The organism is Paraburkholderia sp. BL27I4N3 (genome assembly GCF_003386115.1).
Lineage (GTDB): Bacteria > Pseudomonadota > Gammaproteobacteria > Burkholderiales > Burkholderiaceae > Paraburkholderia.
In genome coordinates, this window is sequence record NZ_QREJ01000001.1 from 2,266,798 (window position 1) to 2,286,564 (window position 19,767).

The 19,767-nt window shown below is 61.7% G+C and carries 19 protein-coding genes; 15 read left to right on the plus strand and 4 right to left on the minus strand.

The genetic code is table 11. The features are described from left to right. Positions 1-86 precede the first annotated feature (86 nt). The 8 genes from B0G71_RS10425 to dhaK all read left to right on the plus strand — a co-directional run bounded on the left by B0G71_RS10425 (position 87) and on the right by dhaK (position 7,353). Entirely contained in the window at positions 87-1,418 is a 1,332-nt protein-coding gene (locus B0G71_RS10425; protein WP_116141487.1) for an ABC transporter substrate-binding protein, read from the plus strand. Between the two features lie 66 nt (positions 1,419-1,484). Then, positions 1,485-2,441 carry a carbohydrate ABC transporter permease gene (locus B0G71_RS10430; RefSeq protein ID WP_116141489.1) on the plus strand — a complete coding sequence of 319 codons (957 nt, stop codon included), beginning with the start codon at positions 1,485-1,487 and terminating at the stop codon, positions 2,439-2,441. After that, on the plus strand, positions 2,438-3,391 hold the full coding sequence (locus B0G71_RS10435) for a carbohydrate ABC transporter permease (RefSeq protein WP_116141491.1): 954 nt from the start codon (positions 2,438-2,440) through the stop codon (positions 3,389-3,391). The genes B0G71_RS10430 and B0G71_RS10435 overlap by 4 nt, the downstream gene beginning before the upstream one ends. Continuing rightward, positions 3,388-3,582 (plus strand): hypothetical protein, encoded by a 195-nt coding sequence (locus B0G71_RS10440; RefSeq protein WP_106281375.1) that lies wholly within the window; start codon positions 3,388-3,390, stop codon positions 3,580-3,582. Before B0G71_RS10435 ends, B0G71_RS10440 begins: the two co-directional genes overlap by 4 nt. Positions 3,583-3,586: 4 nt before the next feature. Then, on the plus strand, positions 3,587-4,690 hold the full coding sequence (locus B0G71_RS10445) for an ABC transporter ATP-binding protein (RefSeq protein WP_116141493.1): 1,104 nt from the start codon (positions 3,587-3,589) through the stop codon (positions 4,688-4,690). After that, positions 4,683-5,720 carry an ABC transporter ATP-binding protein gene (locus B0G71_RS10450; RefSeq protein ID WP_116117043.1) on the plus strand — a complete coding sequence of 346 codons (1,038 nt, stop codon included), beginning with the start codon at positions 4,683-4,685 and terminating at the stop codon, positions 5,718-5,720. The genes B0G71_RS10445 and B0G71_RS10450 overlap by 8 nt, the downstream gene beginning before the upstream one ends. After that, positions 5,717-6,349, plus strand: a complete 633-nt coding sequence (gene dhaL / locus B0G71_RS10455) for a dihydroxyacetone kinase subunit DhaL (protein ID WP_116141495.1) — start codon at positions 5,717-5,719, stop codon at positions 6,347-6,349. Before B0G71_RS10450 ends, dhaL begins: the two co-directional genes overlap by 4 nt. Positions 6,350-6,363: 14 nt before the next feature. After that, positions 6,364-7,353 carry a dihydroxyacetone kinase subunit DhaK gene (gene dhaK / locus B0G71_RS10460; RefSeq protein ID WP_116141497.1) on the plus strand — a complete coding sequence of 330 codons (990 nt, stop codon included), beginning with the start codon at positions 6,364-6,366 and terminating at the stop codon, positions 7,351-7,353. Between the two features lie 13 nt (positions 7,354-7,366). Here dhaK and B0G71_RS10465 read toward each other — a convergent pair whose 3' ends face one another. Beyond that, positions 7,367-8,305: a LysR family transcriptional regulator gene (locus B0G71_RS10465; protein ID WP_116141499.1), complete on the minus strand. Its 939-nt coding sequence runs from the start codon at positions 8,303-8,305 to the stop codon at positions 7,367-7,369. 131 nt (positions 8,306-8,436) lie between these two features. On the opposite strand from B0G71_RS10465, the gene B0G71_RS10470 reads away from it, so the two are divergent. Both B0G71_RS10470 and B0G71_RS10475 read left to right on the plus strand, forming a co-directional pair. Continuing rightward, on the plus strand, positions 8,437-9,288 hold the full coding sequence (locus tag B0G71_RS10470; protein ID WP_116141501.1) for a class I SAM-dependent methyltransferase: 852 nt from the start codon (positions 8,437-8,439) through the stop codon (positions 9,286-9,288). A gap of 83 nt (positions 9,289-9,371) precedes the next feature. Beyond that, positions 9,372-9,881 carry a hypothetical protein gene (locus tag B0G71_RS10475; RefSeq protein WP_116141502.1) on the plus strand — a complete coding sequence of 170 codons (510 nt, stop codon included), beginning with the start codon at positions 9,372-9,374 and terminating at the stop codon, positions 9,879-9,881. Here B0G71_RS10475 and B0G71_RS10480 read toward each other — a convergent pair. Together B0G71_RS10480 and B0G71_RS10485 are read right to left on the minus strand one after the other, a co-directional pair. Then, positions 9,866-10,249: a nuclear transport factor 2 family protein gene (locus B0G71_RS10480; RefSeq protein ID WP_116141504.1), complete on the minus strand. Its 384-nt coding sequence runs from the start codon at positions 10,247-10,249 to the stop codon at positions 9,866-9,868. The two genes, B0G71_RS10475 and B0G71_RS10480, sit on opposite strands and share 16 nt — an antisense overlap. Positions 10,250-10,278: 29 nt before the next feature. Beyond that, positions 10,279-11,220 carry an aldo/keto reductase gene (locus B0G71_RS10485; protein WP_116141506.1) on the minus strand — a complete coding sequence of 314 codons (942 nt, stop codon included), beginning with the start codon at positions 11,218-11,220 and terminating at the stop codon, positions 10,279-10,281. Positions 11,221-12,328: 1,108 nt separating this feature from the next. Here B0G71_RS10485 and B0G71_RS10490 point away from each other — a divergent pair. From B0G71_RS10490 to B0G71_RS10505, 4 genes are all read left to right on the plus strand, one after another. After that, positions 12,329-13,951 (plus strand): MFS transporter, encoded by a 1,623-nt coding sequence (locus tag B0G71_RS10490; protein ID WP_116141508.1) that lies wholly within the window; start codon positions 12,329-12,331, stop codon positions 13,949-13,951. Between the two features lie 12 nt (positions 13,952-13,963). Then, positions 13,964-15,049, plus strand: a complete 1,086-nt coding sequence (locus B0G71_RS10495; protein WP_116141509.1) for an HlyD family secretion protein — start codon at positions 13,964-13,966, stop codon at positions 15,047-15,049. Beyond that, positions 15,046-16,584 (plus strand): efflux transporter outer membrane subunit, encoded by a 1,539-nt coding sequence (locus B0G71_RS10500; protein ID WP_116141511.1) that lies wholly within the window; start codon positions 15,046-15,048, stop codon positions 16,582-16,584. Before B0G71_RS10495 ends, B0G71_RS10500 begins: the two co-directional genes overlap by 4 nt. 259 nt (positions 16,585-16,843) lie before the next feature. Continuing rightward, a complete protein-coding gene (locus B0G71_RS10505; RefSeq protein ID WP_404935465.1) occupies positions 16,844-17,725 on the plus strand; it encodes a fructose bisphosphate aldolase in 882 nt (293 codons plus the stop codon). Between the two features lie 333 nt (positions 17,726-18,058). Here the strand turns inward: B0G71_RS10505 and B0G71_RS10510 are convergent, their stop codons facing one another. Then, a complete protein-coding gene (locus B0G71_RS10510) occupies positions 18,059-18,718 on the minus strand; it encodes an NADPH-dependent F420 reductase (RefSeq protein WP_116141513.1) in 660 nt (219 codons plus the stop codon). Positions 18,719-18,851: 133 nt separating this feature from the next. Here B0G71_RS10510 and B0G71_RS10515 point away from each other — a divergent pair, with 133 nt between their 5' ends. Beyond that, positions 18,852-19,748 carry a LysR family transcriptional regulator gene (locus B0G71_RS10515; RefSeq protein ID WP_116141515.1) on the plus strand — a complete coding sequence of 299 codons (897 nt, stop codon included), beginning with the start codon at positions 18,852-18,854 and terminating at the stop codon, positions 19,746-19,748. The last annotated feature ends 19 nt before the right edge of the window (positions 19,749-19,767 follow it).

Sequence of the window (19,767 nt, forward strand, 5' to 3'; positions counted from 1 at the left end):
GTCCGCTGGAGCCGAAACACAGCACCCGGCGCATGGGCGCTGTTCCACAGCAGGTTGGAGACCCGAGAAAGACAAGGAGAAGACAAATGTTACGTCTTACGTCAGCAAGGGTAATGGCGGCGGCCACAGTATCGTTGGGACTCGGCATGGCAACGGGCGCGCAAGCACAGGACAAGCAGTTGACCTTATGTTGGGCGGCATGGGACCCGGCCAACGCACTCGTCGAACTGTCCAAGGATTTCACCAGCAAAACCGGCATCAAGATGAAGTTCGAGTTCGTGCCATGGACAAGTTACGCCGATCGCTTTATCAACGAACTTAATTCGCATGGCAAACTATGTGATCTGATCATTGGGGACAGCCAGTGGATTGGCGGCGCAGCGGTCAACGGGCACTACGTCAAGCTCAACGATTTTTTCGCGAAGAACAAGATATCGATGAACGACTTCGTACCGGCGACGGTTGTCGGTTATGCGGAGTGGCCAAAGAATACGCCGAACTACTGGGCGTTGCCGGCCATGGCCGATGCGGTCGGCTGGACCTATCGCAAGGACTGGTTTGCGCGCCCTGAGTTGCGCGCGGAGTTCAAGCAGAAATATAAACGCGAACTCGAACCGCCAACCACGCTGGACGAACTCAAGCAGACCGCGGAGTTCTTCCAGGGCCGCAAGATCGATGGCAAGACTGTATACGGCGCCTATATCTTTACGGAGCGCGGTTCCGAAGGCATCACGATGGGGGTGACCAACGCGCTTTACAACTTCGGCTTCGAATATGAAGACCCCAAGAAACCCTATCACCTGGATGGCTTCGTCAACTCGCCGGGCGCGGTCAAAGGGCTGGAGTATTACAAGGCGCTCTACAAGTGCTGCACGGCGCCCGGCATGACCAACGCGTATATGCAGGAAGGACTCGACGCCTTCAAGTCTGGTCAGGTGGCGATGCAGATGAACTGGTTTGCATTCTTCCCAGGACTCTACAAAGACCCGAACGTGGGCGGCGACAAGATCGGCTTCTTCGTGAATCCGCGTGAGATCAAGCAGTTCACGCAGCTCGGCGGACAGGGCATCTCGGTTGTGTCGTACTCGGACCACAAGGAAGACGCACTTGAATACATCAAGTGGTTCGCGCAACCCGATGTACAGAAGAAGTGGTGGCAGTTAGGCGGCTATTCGGCGGCGAAGTCGGTGGTGGATGCGCCCGACTTTCCGAAGAGTGCACCTTTTGCGCCGGCATTCCTCAAGTCGATGTCGATCGTGAAAGACTTCTGGGCTGAACCCGCGTATGCGGAACTGCTGCTCGACATGCAGAAGCGCGTGCATGACTATGTGGTGGCCGACAAGGGCACGGCCAAAGAGGCGCTCGATCTGCTGGTCAAAGACTGGAACAAGGTCTTCAAGGCCGAAGGCAAGAATTAGCGTGTGTCCGGGACTGGACCGGCGCCCCCTGCACGGCTGCCGCCGGTTCACTTAAAGGAGCGAGGCATGTTGGCCAACAAGCCTTTTTCGTCAGCGGGACTGGAGTCGCGGGCGTCGGCGCGGGCGCGCACACGTCTGGCCGGGTTATCGGACAGGACCATTGCGTGGCTGTTCATTCTCCCGACAATCCTGCTGCTGCTCGCGATCAACATCTTTCCGTTGATCTGGGCGTTACGTCTGTCGTTCACGAACTTCAAGTCGAATATGCCGAGCGTGCCGGCGCGCTTTGTCGGTATCGACAACTACGTCGACATTCTCACCGACGAAGACATCTGGTACGCGATGCAGGTGACGGCGCGTTTCGTATTCTGGTCGGTCGGGCTCGAGGTTCTACTGGGTTTCGGCCTCGCGTTGCTGATCAACCGGCAGTTTCGCGGTCATAGCTTCTGGACCACGCTGATCCTGCTGCCGATGATGCTGTCGCCAGCGGTCGTGGGCAACTTCTGGACCTTTCTGCTGCAACCGCAAACGGGCCTCTTCAACGATATCGTCGGCTTCTTCACCGGCATTGCGCCCGGCTCGTTCCAGATGATCGGCGATGTGTCACTCGCGCCGTGGACCATCGTGATGGTCGATACCTGGATGTGGACCCCTTACGTGATGCTCATCTGCCTCGCGGGCCTGCGGTCGATTCCCGACTACATCTACGAAGCGGCCGAAGTGGACCGCGCCACACCGTGGCGGCAGTTCTGGTCGATCACCTTGCCGATGACCTTGCCGTTCCTGATGCTCGCCGTGCTGTTTCGCGGCATCGAGAACTTCAAGATGTTCGACATGGTGAATCTGCTGACTTCGGGCGGCCCGGGTTCGGTTACCGAAACCGTGTCGATCACTTTAAAGCGTGCCGCGTTCGAGAAATGGCAGACGGGCTATTCCTCGGCCCTGGCGATCATTCTGTTCGTGACGGTGTTCGGTGCGGCGAACATCTACGTCAAGGCGTTGAACCGGGTGAAACAGCGATGAGACCGACGGCTACCCAACACTCGGTGGTGGCGTCGTCGCCGCGCGGCAAGCGCTTCGCGGCGGCGATTGTCATCACTTACGCGCTGCTTGCAACCTTGCCGATGGTGTGGATCTTCCTGACGAGCTTCAAGACGCAGGAAGACGCAATTGCCTATCCGCCTGTCGTGCTGTTTCAGCCGTCGATGGAAGGCTATGTGAACCTGTTCACGATCCGTTCGCGGCAGACACCCGAGTTCATCGCCAGTCTGCCGCCCGCGCGCACCTGGTATGAGCGTGATGTGCGCAAGCGCGGCATGGTCATCGCGGGACCGTCGAAGGTCCTGCCGCGCTTCGTGAATTCGCTCGTGATCGGTTTCGGTTCGACCTTTCTCGCCGTGTTTCTCGGCACGCTGGCGGCGTATGCGTTCTCGCGCTTCAAGGTGCCGCTCGCCGACGACCTGCTCTTCTTCATCCTGTCGACCCGCATGATGCCGCCGATCGCGGTCGCCATTCCGATCTACCTGATGTACCGGGCACTGGGCTTGAGCGACAGCTATGTCGGCATGATCGTGCTGTATACGGCGGTGAATGTGTCGCTGGCGGTATGGTTGCTGAAGGGGTTCATGGACGAGATTCCACGCGAATACGAAGAGGCGGCGCTCGTCGACGGGTACACGCGCCTGCAGGCTTTCGTCAAAGTGGTGCTGCCGCAGGCGATTACCGGTATCGCCGCGACCGCGATTTTCTGCCTGATCTTCGCGTGGAACGAGTATGCATTCGCGTCACTGCTTACAAGCGGCGACGCGCAGACCATGCCGCCGTTCATTCCGTTCATCATCGGCGAAGGCGGCCAGGACTGGCCGGCCGTCGCGGCGGCGACGACGCTTTTCGTGCTGCCTATCCTTATCTTCACTGTGGTACTGCGCAAGCATTTATTGCGCGGCATCACCTTCGGCGCGGTGCGTAAATGAAACGTGACTCCGTTTTTCCGCAAAGACACTCGCTGCGTCGCGGCTACGGCGAAGCAGCGTCGACTGCGCTGATTGGTTTCGGCATGGTGATGCTAGTGCAGCCGTTTTCACTGACGGCGTTCACATGGTCGTTTCCGGTCATCCTGGTGGGTGCGCTCGCGTTTGTCGTGACCAGCCATTTCCCGGACTGACATCATGTCCACGATCGTTCTTGCCAACCTTCACAAGCGCTTCGACGACTTCGTCGCGGTACGCGACACCAGTCTGACGATCGGCGCCGGGCGCTTTGTCGTGTTGCTCGGTCCATCGGGTTGTGGCAAGACCACCACGCTGCGGATGATTGCCGGCCTCGAGTTGCCGACCTCCGGCCGGATTTTAATAGACGGCGAGGACGTGACGGCATTGCGCGCACGTCAGCGCGATATCGCGTTCGTCTTCCAGATGTTCGCGCTATATCCACATATGACGGTGCGCAATAACATCGCCTTCCCGCTGAAAAACGAGCATGCGTCGCGCAAGGAAATCGCGGCACGAGTGGATGCGGCCGCGCACATGCTGCGTATCGAGAACATTCTCGATCGCAAAACCGGCGGGCTGTCAGGCGGCGATCGGCAACGCGTGGCGCTGGGGCGCGCGATCGTGCGTCAGCCGAAGGCGTTTCTCATGGACGAACCGCTCGGCACGCTCGATGCGGATTTCCGCGAACTGATGTGTCTCGAGTTGCGCAAGCTGCACAACGCGCTGGCCGCCACGACGGTCTACGTTACGCACGATCAGAGCGAAGCGATGGCAATGGCTGACGACATCGTCGTGATGAACAAGGGTGAGTTGCTGCAGGCCGGTCCGCCGCACGAGATCTATCACTTTCCGGCCACGGTGTTCGTCGGCAACTTCATCGGCAGTCCACCGATGAATTTCCTGCCAGTCGATGGCGGCGTAGACGTGGGCCACGAAGAAGTCCGCTTGCACGGCGCGCGGGTCCCGGTACCCCACTGCGAAGCGGCCGCTGAACGCGTGCTGCTAGGCATTCGTCCCGAGCATGTGGCGATCGATCAACACGGCCCGCTGCGCGGCAAGGTGATTGCCGATGAATACCTCGGTTCGCATCAGGTGTTGGTGGTCGAGACCGCATTGGGCGTGGTGAGGGTACGGGTGGGAAAAGACGACGGTCTGCCTGCCGGATCACCGGTGGGTTTGTCGTTTCGCAAGGAGCGCACGCTGCTGTACGACGCGCAGAGCGGCCGGCTGTTGCCAGGCGCCGCTCACACGATTCCTGCACACGGAGAAGCTCATGGCTGAAATCCAGTTGCGCAATGTGTCGAAACGATTTGGCGATATCGTCGCGGTCGACGATCTGTCGATCGATGTGATGGACTGCGAGTTCGTGGTGCTGCTCGGGCCGAGCGGCGCAGGCAAGACCACGACGCTGCGTCTGATCGCCGGGCTGGAGCAGCCGGATGCGGGCGACGTGCTGATCGACGGAGCGATCGCGACCGGCGTGCATCCGTCCGAGCGCGACGTGGCGTTTATCTTCCAGCAATATTCGCTGTACCCGCATCTGACCGTGTTCGGCAACCTGGCGTTTCCGTTGCGCTCGCCAAGAAGGCGCAGCAGCGAGGCGGACGTGCGTGCGCGCGTTCACGCGGTCGCGGAGATGCTGCATATGGAATCAAAGCTCGACAACATGGCGACGCATCTGTCCGGCGGCGAAATGCAGCGGGTGGCGATCGGGCGCGCGCTCGTGCGGCAACCCAAGGTGTTTCTGATGGACGAGCCGCTGTCGTCGCTCGATGCGAAGCTGCGTGAAGAATTACGCATCGAACTCAAGCGCCTGCATCGTACGATCGGCGCGACGATCATCTACGTCACCCACGATCAGGTCGAAGCGACCACGCTCGCGGATCGAATCGGCATTCTCGATCATGGGCGTCTCGTGCAGATCGGCACGCCGCGCGAGGTGTATGGAAATCCGGTGTCGCTGAGCGCCGCGCAGCGGCTCGGCTCTCCGCCGATCAACCTGCTGCCGCCCACGCTGTTCGATTCGGCTCACATGCCGGCGGGAACGGCGACTGTCGCCATCCGTCCCGAGGATATCGTGCTGCATGACCCTGACGTGGGCGATGCGCGTGGCGCACAGGACGCACTGAATCTGACGGTGCTCGAATATTCGCCGCTGCGCCATCTGCTGATTCTCGATCGGGCGGGAACCGCCGTCGTGGCAACGACCATTGCGGAGCGCAATTTTTCGCCGGGGCAATCGGTCGGCGTGTCGCTGCCGGCGCGCAGCCTTTTATATTTCCGTGCCGACGGCAGGAGGATCCCGACATGAACGGCAAAACGGTCATGGCGTGCATCGACTCTGCCTATGCGGCGTTGAAGGAGCATACCGACGAGATCGCGTCACTCGACCAGCAGATCGGCGATGGCGATCACATCTTCAATCTGCTGCGCGGCATGGACGCCCTGCTCGCCGTGCGCGCGGAGATCGAGGCCGAAGCTTTCGGCCCCGCGCTGGACATCGCTGCATCCAAGGTGCTGTCGACGGTGGGCGGATCGTCCGGGCCTTTATTCTTCTCGTTGTTGAACGGCATGGCGAAAGCGTCCGCGATCAATGGAATGGATGTGGCCGGCTTCGCCCATATCTTCGCGGCGGGTGTCGAGGCCGTCGGGCAACGCGGCAAGACCGGCCTCGGCAGCAAGACCATGATGGACGTGTTGATTCCGGTCGCGAAGCGCTTCGAGGAACTGGCCGCCGAAAGCGCTGCGGCGCGCGTGGTGCTCGACACGCTGCCGCAGATCGCCGAGGAAAACATGCTGGCGACCCGCGACATGCTGGCGACCAAGGGACGGGCGTCGTTTCTCGGCGAGCGTTCGCGCGGACATATCGATCCCGGCGCGCGCTCCAGCCAGATCATGATTGCTTCGGTATGCGCGCGGCTTGCGCGAGACAACGGATAAAGGAGCGGGAGACCATGAAAAAATTCATCAATCACGTGGACGACTTTCTCGCCGAGAGTCTGGCGGGATTCGCCGCAGCCCATGCCGATCTGATCGTGCTCAATCGGGAACCGGTGTTCGTGCGGCGCAAGCACCTGAAGCCTGGCAAGGTTGCGCTGATATCGGGCGGCGGCTCGGGGCATGAACCGCTCCATTCAGGGTTTGTCGGCTATGGCATGCTGGACGCCGCTTGCCCCGGCCAGATCTTCACGTCGCCGACGCCGGACCAGATGATGGCCGCCGCCAAGGCCGTCGATACCGGTGCGGGCGTGCTCTTCATCGTGAAGAACTATTCGGGCGATCTGATGAACTTCGAAATGGCGTCGGAGATGTCCGAGGCGCCGAATGCGATGGTCCTCATCAATGATGACGTCGCGGTGGAAAACTCCAGCTATACGACCGGACGGCGCGGCGTTGCGGGCGCGGTGATCGTCGAGAAGCTGGTGGGCAGCATGGCCGAAAGCGGGGCGAACCTCGATGAATGCAAGATGTTTGGTGACCGGGTCAACAAGCACACGGCTTCGATGGGTGTTGCTTTTTCCAGTTGCACGGTGCCGGCAGCCGGCACGCGGACCTTCAAGATCGGCGATGATGAGATCGAAGTCGGCGTCGGCATTCATGGCGAACCGGGCAGGCGGCGCGCGAAATTTGCGTCGGCCGATACGATTGCGGGGGAGCTGCTAACGGCTATCGTCGACGACCTCAAGCCGCCTGCGGGGGCCGGCTTGCTGGTGCTCGTGAACGGCCTTGGCGGTACGCCGCTTGGCGAGCTTTATCTGCTCTTCAACTCGACGCGCGTCTGGCTTGAAAAGCGCGATCTGAAAATTGCGCGCGTGCAGGTGGGCGCGCTGACCACTTCACTCGAGATGGCAGGCGCTTCGATCACACTTTGCATGCTCGACGATGAGATGACGAAGCATTGGGACAGCGCGGTGCACACGCCGGCGCTAAGGTGGGGTGTATAGCACCAGGGCAACGTCATTCTGTACGCGGCACTTTGGCCTGGCTTGCCTGGCGGGTCTTCACATGATCGATGAAGGCGCGCAGCTTCGGCATGACTTGCCGGCGGCTTGGGTAGTACAGAAACACGCCCGGTATCACCGGCGCTAACGGCTTCAGGACTTCTATGAGTTTTCCGGTCCGCAGTCCTTCAGCGACCATCGGCTCAGGTAACTGGGCAAGGCCCATACCTTCCATTGCCGCACCCAGCATGGTGGGAAAATCATGGGCGATGAAAGGACCGCTTACGGCGATCTCGATCGTATTGCCGCCGTTGTCGAATGACCATAGCGCGAGCGCGCCGCTGGATTTGCGCCATCGCAAGCACGCGTGTTGCCGCAGATCGTCTGTACGCTCCGGCTGGCTGCGCCCTGCGAAGTAGGCCGGCGTGCCGACGACGACGAAACGAAGCGGTGGCGTCAACGGCACCGCGACCATGTCGGCGTCGACGAACTGACCCAGCCGGATACCGGCGTCGAACCCTTCAGTCGCAAGGTCGATCAGCTGGTTGCTGGCGGCGATCTCCACTTCGACCTCGGGATAAGCCTGGTGGAACGATGCAATCAGGGGATCCAGCAGGAGTGGCACCACCGCGCGCGGCACTGAAAGACGCAACAATCCGCTGGGCCTCTGGCCGAGACCGCGCGCAACGTCGCTGGCAGCGACGAGTTCCTCGAAGGCAGGCTTCGCGCGCGAAAGAAACTGTTCGCCGGCTTCGGTCAGACCCACGCTACGCGTGGTGCGTATGAAGAGCGTTGCGCCAATGCGCTCTTCCAGCACACGCACCGCCTGGCTGATCGCCGACGGCGTCACGCCGAGTTCCGCGGCTGCCCTGCGAAAACTGCGATGCCGGGCAACGCACAGGAACGCCTCCACGCCATCGAGCGCGCCCTGCCTCACTGTGAAGATCTGCTTCATAACCCGTCAACATTGTGATGAATAGTCGCTCGCGAGAGACGATGGTACACCTATGCCTGTGGACGAGGATTCGCGCCGATGTCGGCGCGCAAGCCCTGAACCATCCGCCAGAACCGTGGAGGAACCTTGCAATGAACGATGCGCTTGACGACGTGCGCGATCACTATCGTGCGACCGGACTGACCGAGCGGCTGAAGAGCGCGCTCACGGTTTTCGGACCGGAGAACGAGCCGCTCACACCCCAGCAACTGGGCGCCCTCGACCAGTTTCACACCCGTGGGCTTGCTGCCACGGCCGAGCTTGCCGGATTGGCCGGAATCACCGCTGACACGCAGGTGCTGGACGTCGGTTCCGGTGTTGGCGGCCCGGCCCGTTTTCTGGCAGCAACCTATGGCTGCCGGGTGACGGGTATCGACCTCAGCGAGCCGTTCGTGGATGCCGCGCGCTATCTCACCCAGCGCACGGGGCAGAGTGAACAGGTGTCGTTCCGTGCCGCCAGCGCGCTGGAAATTCCGTTCGCCGACGACCATTTCGACGCCGTATTTCTGCAGCATGTGGCAATGAACATCGCCGAGCGCACTCGGCTTTACCGGGAGATCCAACGCGTGCTGAAGCCGGGCGGTAGGTTTGCGACGTTCGACGTCGTCGCAAACGGCGGCGAACCGCACTATCCCGTTCCCTGGGCGCGGACGCCGACAACCAGCTTTCTGCTCACGGCCGATGCGACGCACGCGGCGATCGAACAGGCAGGTTTCCGCACGCTGGTATCGCAAGACGACACCGAGAGCGCAAAGGCCTGGTTTGCGCAGATGCGTGTGTCAGGACCGCCGCCCTCGCCTAATCTCGGCGTGGTGATGGGCCCGGACTTCGCCCAGCTCACGACCAACCTGGGCCGAAATCTCCTGGAAGACAGACTCGGCATCTTGACAGCGGTGTTCGAGAACGCGTCCCCGATGGCTGGGAATCACCGGGAGAACCGCTGATGACCGCCGTCCCCATCGCGGTTGAAGTTGGCGATCTTCATCATGGCCTTTAATGCGCCAGACAACATCTGTCAGGAGGCAACATGTCACCGGAACTTGTCTTTCAATTGCAGCTCGCGCTGGGATATGTCGCGTGGCTGCTTGTCTTCCGTGCATACGTCTGGCCGAGGCTAAGGCCGATGGACCCATTTGAAGCGCAACGCGCCATCGCCATGTTGCACAGCTTCCGTTTCTTCGGGCTGGTCTTTATTCTGCCGGGTGTGGTTAGTCCCGATCTGCCTGCCGGCTTCGCAGCGTTCGCCGCATACGGTGACTTCGCAACCGGCGTTCTGGCGATGCTGGCACTACTCACAGCACGGGTACGCCCACTGTTCTGGTTGTTCGTCGTAGCCTTCAATCTTGTGGGGGCGACCGACCTCATCGTCGACTACTATCACGCTATCAAGTCCGATCTTCCCGCGCGCGCGGGGGAGTTGGGCGCTACGTACGCGATTCCGATCATCTACGTGCCGGCACTGATGATTACGCATGTTGCTGCCTTCTTTTTGCTGCTGCGCCGTGAGTCCACCAGGCGGCGTCACGCGATCTGCTGAACCCAGCGACTCCGCCAGGCCGGCGCCTCGAACGGATCCGAAAAATACTGGGTCTCGTGAATGACCTTGTCGTCACAGAACTCCATGATGCTTACCGTGTAAGCCGCCCGCCCCTGGTAATTGATGGTGTACTCCGTGACCCAGAGATTGCCTTCACCCTGGATTCGCCTGACATTGAAGCCGGATGGCTTCTCCGGATGATGACTCCGCAGCGCCTGCAAATTGCTTCGCCCCATGATCCGTTCCCCTGATTGGGGATAGTCGCAGATGGCATCATCATCGTAAATGGCGTGTTCCGCGTCGAGATCGCCGACCGCCGACGCTTGCCAGTGCGCGTTCAGTGCTTCACGTATCCTGTCTTCCTGCATGGGGTGCCTCCGATAACGTTAAGGTCTATCTATTGCGGACGCCGCGGAATAAACCCGGGGCTGCCTGTCTTGACGACTTCGTTGTACCTCTGCCTCGTCTCGATCCGGTTGATCTCGTCGAATGCCTCTGCAGGAAGCGCGGAGACATCGAAACTCTCGCGCGCGCGGAGCGCCGTCCTGGGTGTGGTAAGCAACGCTCCGCCACGCTGTATCGCCCACGCAAGCAGTACCTGGGCCGATGTCTTTCCAGTTTGTTCGGCAATCCGCACGATGACCGGATCTTCGAGCGGCCCCGGCCTGATTCCGTGACCCAGTGGCGCAAAGGCCAGAAACACGATTCCTTTCTCCTTGCAGAACTCCAGGAGCTCCGTTTCCGGAAGATACGGATGTGCTTCGACCTGCACCACCGCCGGCTTGATTCGCGCCGATTCATAGAGAGGCCGCAATTCGTCCAGGCCAATATCGGACAATCCGATAGCCCGGCATCTTCCACCGTCGACGAGATCCTCCATCGCCTTCCACGTGTCTTGCAAAGTCACGCCCTTATCGTAGATGACGTCGCCGTTTTCGTCGCGCGGATCCTGCTCGTCGCCCGCCTGAAACGCGAACGGTGTATGGATCAGATAGAGATCGAGATAGTCGAGTCCGAGTCTTTCAAGGCTTGCATCGAACGCCGGTTCGACGCGTTCGGGCCGATGATTCGAATTCCATAGTTTCGTCGTCACAAAGATGTCTTCGCGCGCGATCCCTCCCGCAGCAATCCCTGTCCGCAGAGCTTCGCCCACTTCGCGCTCGTTTCGATATCGTTCGGCACAATCGAAGTGCCGATAGCCGGCTTCCAGCGCGGCTGCGGTAGCACTGATCGTCGTAGCTGCATCGGGAATCAGGGTGCCGAATCCGAGCGCGGGCATGCGGCCGCCTCCGTGATTAAGCGCTAGCGTTCTGCTCCGGAAATCGGAAGACTCACTCATGGCGACACCTCTGCACTATTGCATGCTCTGTGATAAGGACCGACGTCAGGGCCCGCAATCGCGGCGCCGGGTCCATGAACGCAACAACGTCAACGTACCCGTGTCGGATCACCGCTTGATCCTGATTCCCGGCCGGCGAATTCGTGAACTGCTTACACCGGGTTCTTGACTCAGCCGGTTGTGAAGTGCCGCTTCAGCGACAGGGCGCGACGTTGTGGCTTTGGCAGAGAAGTTGGCGTCGCTCGGCAACACAAGGGAGCACAACGGTGGCGCTAACACCCTTCTCTCTTTCAGGCCGTAATGGTGTTGAATGTGCTGAAGGTGAAGCGATCGAATCGAGTGGCGAGGATCCGCAACTCAGTCGCGGTAGTCAGCGTCAACCAAATGCCATACAGGGCCGCGTCGTGATCAAGTGTAGCAAAGGAATCACCGGGCGACAGCGTTGGATTCCAGCAGAGTACGGCTTGCACCCTGCGTCATTACCCGCCATGCAACAACACGTAGGTACTGTTCACTGCTGGTCAACTGTTGCGTGATCAAAGTCTGCAAGGCACGCGCGTGCCGCGAGGCCACTCCACCGTGCGAATGATGGGACTGCGGAAAAGCTCTGACGAAGGGCGGTGGTTTGAACGCCGCCACGAAGTCACCGGCAATCGGGTAGGCGAGAAAAGGTATTCGCTTGAATGCCGTCGCTCTGCGATCATTAGGATGCCGATGCAGTCTCCGGAAAACCCATGGAGCGCTGGGCGCCGCCATCATAAGTCGCTGCACCTTTTACTGAGTTCTGTTCTGTAGCCGAATGGAAAAAGATCATTTCCAGGCGAGTGTGTTGTCCTTGTCACTGTGGTGACATTGGCTGGATTTGAGAGTGGAATGGACCGATGTGCGGACTTTTTTGACCTCCGGAGAGCAGACCTGTCTCCTGGAATGAAATGAACTCGTAGCGTGGCAATAAGACGTGAGCGGACCGGCTGGAACTAGCGCAGAAAAAACGATAAGGTTAGCGAATCGAACCTCTTTGCGGAGCATCCGGGATCTTTTCAGGCGTCGGGCGTGGCAGAGAGATATCCGACGTAATACCCCATTAAATACGGGTGGCCGGACTCTTATGAATAGCGCCAACTCACCGCTGACTGGAACGGGAGAGCCGAAAATTTCTCCATCGGCGCCTGCCTCCGTACCCGCCACATGGACGCCGGCACAGCAAACGCCCACAGAAGCGCAGTTGCCCCTTCGCCTCGCGATCGGCCTGCTCGGCATGTTGCTGGCCTCTCTGCTGGCGATATTGAACGAACAGGTCACCGCAGTTGCGCTCGCGGATATTCGCGGCGCGTTCTCGATCGGACGGGACGACGGAACCTGGCTGACCACCGTGTTCGAAGCGACCAACGTCGCCACCATGGTATTCGCGCCATGGTTCGGCGTGACGTTCACGCTCAAGCGCTTCACGATCGGCGCCGTGCTCGCCGTGATGATCCTTGGATTGCTCTGCCCGTTTGCACCGAACCTGCTGACGCTCTATGTATTGCGTGCGCTGCAGGGCGTCGCCGGTGGATGTCTGCCGCCGATGCTGATCATCGTCGCGCTGCGTTATCTGCCACCGAAGGTCAAGTTATACGGGCTCGCGGGCTATGCGCTGACCGCGACCTTCGGACCGGCGCTCGGCACGCCGCTCGCCGCGTTGTGGACGGAATATGTCGGCTGGCAAATGGCCTTCTGGCAGATCGTGCCGCTGGGACTCGTCAGCTGCGTGGCAATCCATCAGGGACTGCCGACGGATCCCGCCAGACTCGAACGGCTGCGTTCATTCAACTGGACCGGATTCCTGCTCGGATATCCCGCCATCGCCATGCTCGTGATCGGCCTGCTGCAGGGTGATCGCCTCGACTGGCTGCACTCCACCTTCATCTCCACCATGTTTTGCGGCGGGACGCTGTTGTTCGCGGCGTTTCTGGTCAACGAGTGGTTTCATCCTGTGCCGTTTTTCAAGCTTCAGCTGCTTGCCCGCAGGAACTTCGCGCATGGGCTGCTGACCCTCGTGGGTGCGGTGATCCTGCTGGTGAGCGTTGCCGCCATACCCAGTCAGTATCTCGCGCAGATTCACGGTTACAGGCCGCTGCAAACCACGCCGCTGTTTTTGCTGGTGGCCCTTCCCCTTCTGATTGCGCTGCCCGCGACCGCCGCGCTGCTCAATCTCCAGCAGGTCGACCACCGCTGGGTCATGGCCGCCGGACTTTGCCTGATGGCCGTCTCGTGCTTTCTGGGGAGCTTCGTCACCTCCGACTGGATTCGCAATAATTTCTACTGGCTTCAGTCGCTACAGATCCTCGCGCAACCGATGGTCATCATGGGAATCCTGATGGGCGTCACGACCGGCTTGCCGCCAACGGAGGGCCCGTTTGCCTCGGCCATGTTCAACACGCTCAAGACGTTTACCGGCGCCGCGGCAACCGGCCTCATTGAAGGTCTCGGCACGGCGCGCGAGCATTTTCATTCGGGCATGCTGGTGGACCACCTGGGCAACAACGCGCTGGTCACGAGCCAGAGCCTCGATGCCGCTCACGGTCTCGGCGAACTCGCACACCGGATCCACGAGCAGGCCGTCGTGCTCACATCGGCGGATCTCTATCGCGTGATGGCGGGCATCGCCGTCGCCTTTCTTTTCGTTATCCCGGTGTTGCCCGTGCGGGTCTATCCGCCCTGGAGCACGACGCAGCCCTCCTCCCGTTAAGCGACGCTATCCATGTCATCCGCTACCCGATTTTCTCCCGGAACGATTCGTCTTGCCGCGTTCGCGGTCATACTCGGCGCTGCCGTGCTGGCCTGTATAGCGCTATTTTCCAGTTCATCCACCGAGACCACGAACGATGCGTATGTGACGGCCGATTTCACGCTGGTCGCGCCGCGTGTCGCGGGTCAGGTTTCGAAGGTGCTCGTCGAAGACAACCAGCAGGTCAAGGCCGGGCAATTGCTGGTTCGCATCGACGATCGCGACTTTCGCGCCGCATTGATGAGTGCCGAGGCGGACGTGGTGGCCGCCAAAGCATCGGTGGCGAACTATGAAGCCGAAATCGCACGGCAGCCCGCGCTCGTCGATCAGGCGCGTGCCACGCTGCGCGCGGATGACGCGACGCTCGAATTCGCGCGCGCCAACGCCGCGCGTTATCGCAATCTTTCGGAGACCGGTGCGGGAACGACACAGGAGCAGCAGCATGCCGCGAGCGCGCTGGCCGAGGAACTCGCGCAGCAGGCGCGCAACCGCGCCGCACTCGTGGCGACCGGGCAGAACCTCGACGTTCTGAAGACACAGCGCGACAAGGCGGCGGGTGCATTGGCGCATGCCGAAGCCATGCTTGAACAGGCGAAACTCAACCTGTCGTACACGGAGATTCATGCGCCCATCGACGGCAAGGTCGGACGGCGCTCGGCACGTGTCGGCGCATTCGTGACGACCGGTGCGCCGCTGCTTGCGATCGTCCCGCTGTCGAACGCCTATATCGTCGCCAACTACCAGGAGAACCAGCTCGCCCGGATGCGCCCCGGCGACAGCGTGCGTATCAAGGTCGACAGCATGCCTGATGTGACGATCCGCGGACACGTCGATAGTCTTGCGCCTGCTACAGGTGTGAGCTTCGCGCCTATCGCACCCGACAACGCAACGGGCAACTTCACCAAGATCGTGCAGCGCGTGCCAGTCAGGATCACCATCGATCACGGACAGCAGGCCGCGTCCGCGTTGAGCGTCGGGTTGTCGGTGGAAACGGAGGTCGCCGTCGGCAGGCATGCCGATGCACGGATCGCGCGGATCGCGGGAGCCGACGCGAAATGAACGCGAGCGACTTCTCCCTGCGCACGCCGGCGCTCGCGTTGCTGCTGTGCTCCCTGCTCACGGGCTGCCTGGTCGGTCCGAACTTCGAAGCTCCGCAGACGGCCACGCCCGATGTGTTCAACCGCACCCAGACCGCGCAGGCCGCGAGCAAGGCCGTCGAATCCGGATTCACGCCGCAATGGTGGACGCTGTTCAACGATCCGGTACTGGACTCGCTGGAACAGCAGCTGACCGACGCAAACCTGGATGTCGCGGCGGCCTCGGCGCGTCTGCGGCAAAGCCGGGCGCAACAGCGCATCGCGGGTGCCGACGAATATCCGACGCTGACCGGTGCCGCCTCCTACAACCGCGAGCGCGGCAGTCCGAACGGCATCCTGTCGCTGCTTGGCGTCACGCCGACGGCAAGTCAGACGCAGTCGGCCTCGGGCAGCGCGCCGCTCGGTGTCGCGCCGCTGCCGGGCGCCAAGGGCTCGCCCGCTTACGATCTGTACCAGTTCGGCTTCGACGCGTCATGGGAGCTCGACTTCTGGGGCCGCGTGCGACGCGGTGTCGAGGCCGCCTCGGCGCTCTCCGATGCCTCGTACGAAGACCGTAACGCGATCCTGCTGTCCGCCCGCGCCGAACTCGCGCGCGACTACATCCAGTTGCGCGACACGCAGGCGCTGCTGCAGATCGCCAAACAGAACCTCGACATCGCCCACGACGCCACGAAGCTCACGCAGAACCGCGTGCATGAAGGCGTCACGACGGACCTGGACGTGGCCAACGCGATGGCCCAGGCGGAGTCGATCGAAAGCCTGATCCCGACACTCGAATCGCGCAGCACGACCACCATCAACGCGATAGGCGTGCTGCTGGCGAAGGAACCGGGCGCGTTGCAAGCGGTGCTCGCCGAGCCGCGCGATGTGCCGGCACTGCCCGATCAGGTGCCGATCGGCGTTCCGTCGGAACTGGTGCAGCGCCGGCCCGACATCCGCAAAGCCGAGGCCCAGCTGCATGCGGCCACCGCGACGATCGGCATGGCGAAGGCCGACTTCTATCCGCGCATCTCTCTGAACGGCAGCGCCGGATTCCAGAGCCTGCAACTGTCGAATCTCGCCGACTGGGCGTCGGGCCAGTTTGTCGTGGGACCCTCGATCACGCTGCCGATCTTCGAAGGCGGACGTCTCAAGGGCACGCTTCATCTGCGCGAGGCACAGCAGCAGGAGGCGGCGATTGTCTACCAGCATACCGTGCTTCAGGCATGGCGTGAGGTGGACGACGCGCTGGTCGTCTATGACGCCGAACAGCGGCGGCGCGACCGGTTGAAAACGGTTGTCGGTCTGAACCAGCGTGCGCTGTCGATTGCGCAGCAACGGTACAAGGCGGGTGCGGTCGATTTCCTCGAGGTGCTGAACGTGCAGAGACAACTGCTTGAAGCGCAGAGCAATCTGGAGCAAAGCAGGGCTGAAGCCGACGCGAACCTCATCACGCTGTGCAAGGTGCTGGGTGGCGGATGGGAATCGACGTATGCCGGGCAGGACGGTGCTCATTGACTGCACCTGTCGCGATCGAATGAGCGCGTAGTCCCGTTCACGCCGATCCGCTGACGCACTCGCGGCGACACCTGAATGCCGTAGCCAAAGAATGCCCGCACCAGGCGACTAGCCGCGCCGGCCACCGTTTTTTCGCCAAATCCGACATTTGCATTAACATCGTGACACTGAATGTATGCAACTCGACGCGTCGCGACCGGACGTGCTGGTTCGATATTCCACTGTGAAAGAGAGGGAGACGATCGTGGCTGATGAGAAGATGCTGGCGCAAGTTTGTGAGAAGCAGGGATTTTTTGCCGCCCTGGACCAGAGCGGCGGTTCGACCCCTGGCGCACTGCGGCTCTACGGCATTCCGGAGAGCGCCTACAACGGTGACGCCGAAATGTTCAAGCTGATACACGAGATGCGTGTGCGCATCATCACGGCGCCCGCCTTTACGGGGGACAAAATCATCGGCGCCATCCTGTTCGAGGCGACCATGGACGGACAGGCTCAGGGCAAACCCGTTCCACGCTTTCTGTGGGAAGAGCGCGGCGTCGTGCCCTTCCTGAAGATCGACAAGGGCCTGCAAGCCGAAGCGGACGGTGTCCAGTTGATGAAGCCGATTCCTAGCCTCGACGATCTGCTCGCCCGGGCCGTGAAGCTCGGCATCTGCGGCACCAAGATGCGATCGGTCATCAATCTGAACTCGCAAAGCGGGATCGCCGCGATCGTCAAGCAACAGTTCGAACTGGCGGCGCAGATCGATGCGCACGGCCTCCTGCCGATCCTCGAACCCGAGATTTCGATCAAGAGTCCGGACAAGCCCGGCGCGGAAGCCACCCTCCGCGCGGAACTGACCAAGGGTCTCGACGCGTTGCCGGATAACCGCCGCGTGATGCTCAAGCTGACCATACCCGATGCGGCCGACTTCTATCGTCCGCTGATCGAGCACCCGCGGGTCGCACGGGTGGTGGCGCTGTCCGGCGGCTACTCGCGAGCCGACGCGTGCAAACGGCTCGCTTCGAATCACGGCATGATCGCCAGCTTTTCGAGGGCATTGATCAATGAGCTCAAGGAATCGATGAGCGACAGCGAGTTCGACGCGGCGCTCGAGAAGGCCGTCGACGAAATCTATCAGGCCTCCGTCGTCAAGGTTTGAAGCGACTTTCGGGAGACGGTGCACGGCGGATCGGGGTCCGAGTCCGTCGAAGGTGAACAGCTTGTTTTGTCCGGCCTCTGGCCGGACAAAACTCGCGGCCTGGTGCTCCGCAAATTCTTCCTCACTCGCTCGCGCAGAGAGCGGCATGGTCCGGCGCATCTATCGTCTCCCGGGACCGTTTTCGAAGCGGGCTGCACTTGCACAGTGACGATGCCAGGTCCGTAGCAGTCGTCCGCTGTATTCAACACGAAAGTCACGCAGGGTCCTATGTCACGGACGATGGCGGCCCACTCATGTGCCGTCGGCTCGAATGTGGCGCTATTCGCCCGTCACTCAATGCCGCCACGACCCATGCGCCATCTCCACATCCCGCTGTGCCGCGGCTAATCCTTCCAGCATGCCGGCTCGATCGAGCGCAATGCAATACACCGGCTTGGCACGCTCAAAGCGCCAACTGTCCGCCAGCGCGCCGGCATCGACGGGATCGAAACCGAACTGATCCAGCAGTTCGCTTACGACGCGTTTGGCCGATTCGTCGTCACCGGCGAACGGCAGCGCGCGACGCTTCGCTGTATGCGGCGCCGAGCCGTCGGTTTCGAGGTCCCTCGCCAGAATCGCGTTGAAGGCTTTCACCACGCGAGCGCCGGGCAACGCAGCCGCGAGCAATTGGCTGGTGGTCGTGGCGTGGCTGGCGAGCGCCTCGATCTCGCCGTCGCGCTCGGGATAATGATTGCAAGTGTCGATCACGATCTTGCCGTCGAGCGCCGCCGCCGGCAACGCGCCGATGCTGCTGAACGGCACGGCGACCACGACCACTTCGCCGAAGCTCGCCGCCTCCTGCGCGGTGCCCACCGCGCAACCGAGCGCCGCGGCGGTGCTGATCAAGGTCCGCGGATCGCGGGAATTGCTGATCATGACTTCGTGACCATTTTGCTTCGCCAACGTCGCCATCGCGCGGCCGATAAATCCGGCGCCGAGAATGCCTATCTTCATGTTTCACACTCCATGCATGTCCGAGGATCGCTCCGACGAGCCACGCTCGCCGGTGAGAACCACTATGATTCAAAACTTGAATGGGATAAATACGCGAAATTCGACGACTGTCGAAAGCAGGAATGGGGAAACCATGGATCGACTGACCAGCATGGCAATCTTCGTCAAAACCGCCGACAGCGGCTCGTTCGCCGCGGCCGCGCTCGCGTTCGGCATCTCGTCGCAGATGGCCGGCAAGCACGTGAGCACGCTCGAAGAGCGTGTCGGCGCCCGGCTGCTGAACCGCACCACGCGCCGCCAGAGCCTCACCGAAATCGGCCAGATCTTCTATGAGCGCTGCAAGGCGCTGCTCGCCGACGCGGCGGCGGCGGAGTCGGTCGCTCAGGAACTGTCGGCGTCGCCGCGCGGACGCCTGCGCATTACCGCGCCCGTCACGTTCGGCGCCTGCTGCCTAGCGCCGCTTATCACGCGCTATCTGAAAGCGCATCCCGAGGTGCGCGTCGAGTTGACATTGACGGACCGCTTCGTCGATCTGATCGACGAGGGTTACGAGGCCGCGATCCGCCTTGGCGCGCTGTCGGATTCGTCGCTGATCGCGCGGCCGTTGATGCCGTACCGGCTGGTCGCGTGCGCATCGCCCGGCTATCTGGCGGAACGCGGCGAACCGCGCACGCCGCGGGAACTGACGGCCCACGAGTGTCTGAGCTTCGCCTACACGAGCATGCCGGCCGATACCGAATGGCGTTTCGCCGATGCACAAGGCGAACAGGCGGTGCCGATTGCCGGCCGCTTCGAGGCCAACGACGTGAAGGCGCTGCTGGCCGCCGCGCTCAACGGCGGCGGCGTGATGCTCGCTCCCGAAGTGGCCGTGAAAGACGAACTCGCGGCGGGCCGCCTCGTGCGCCTGCTGACCGGCTACGAGGCGACCGCGCGGCCGATGCATCTGGTATTCCCCGCCAGCCGCGTCACGCCGAAGTTGCGTGCGTTCATCGACCAGGTCGTGGCCGAATTCGGCCCGCACAAGGCGTGAACTCTACGTGAACTTCGCG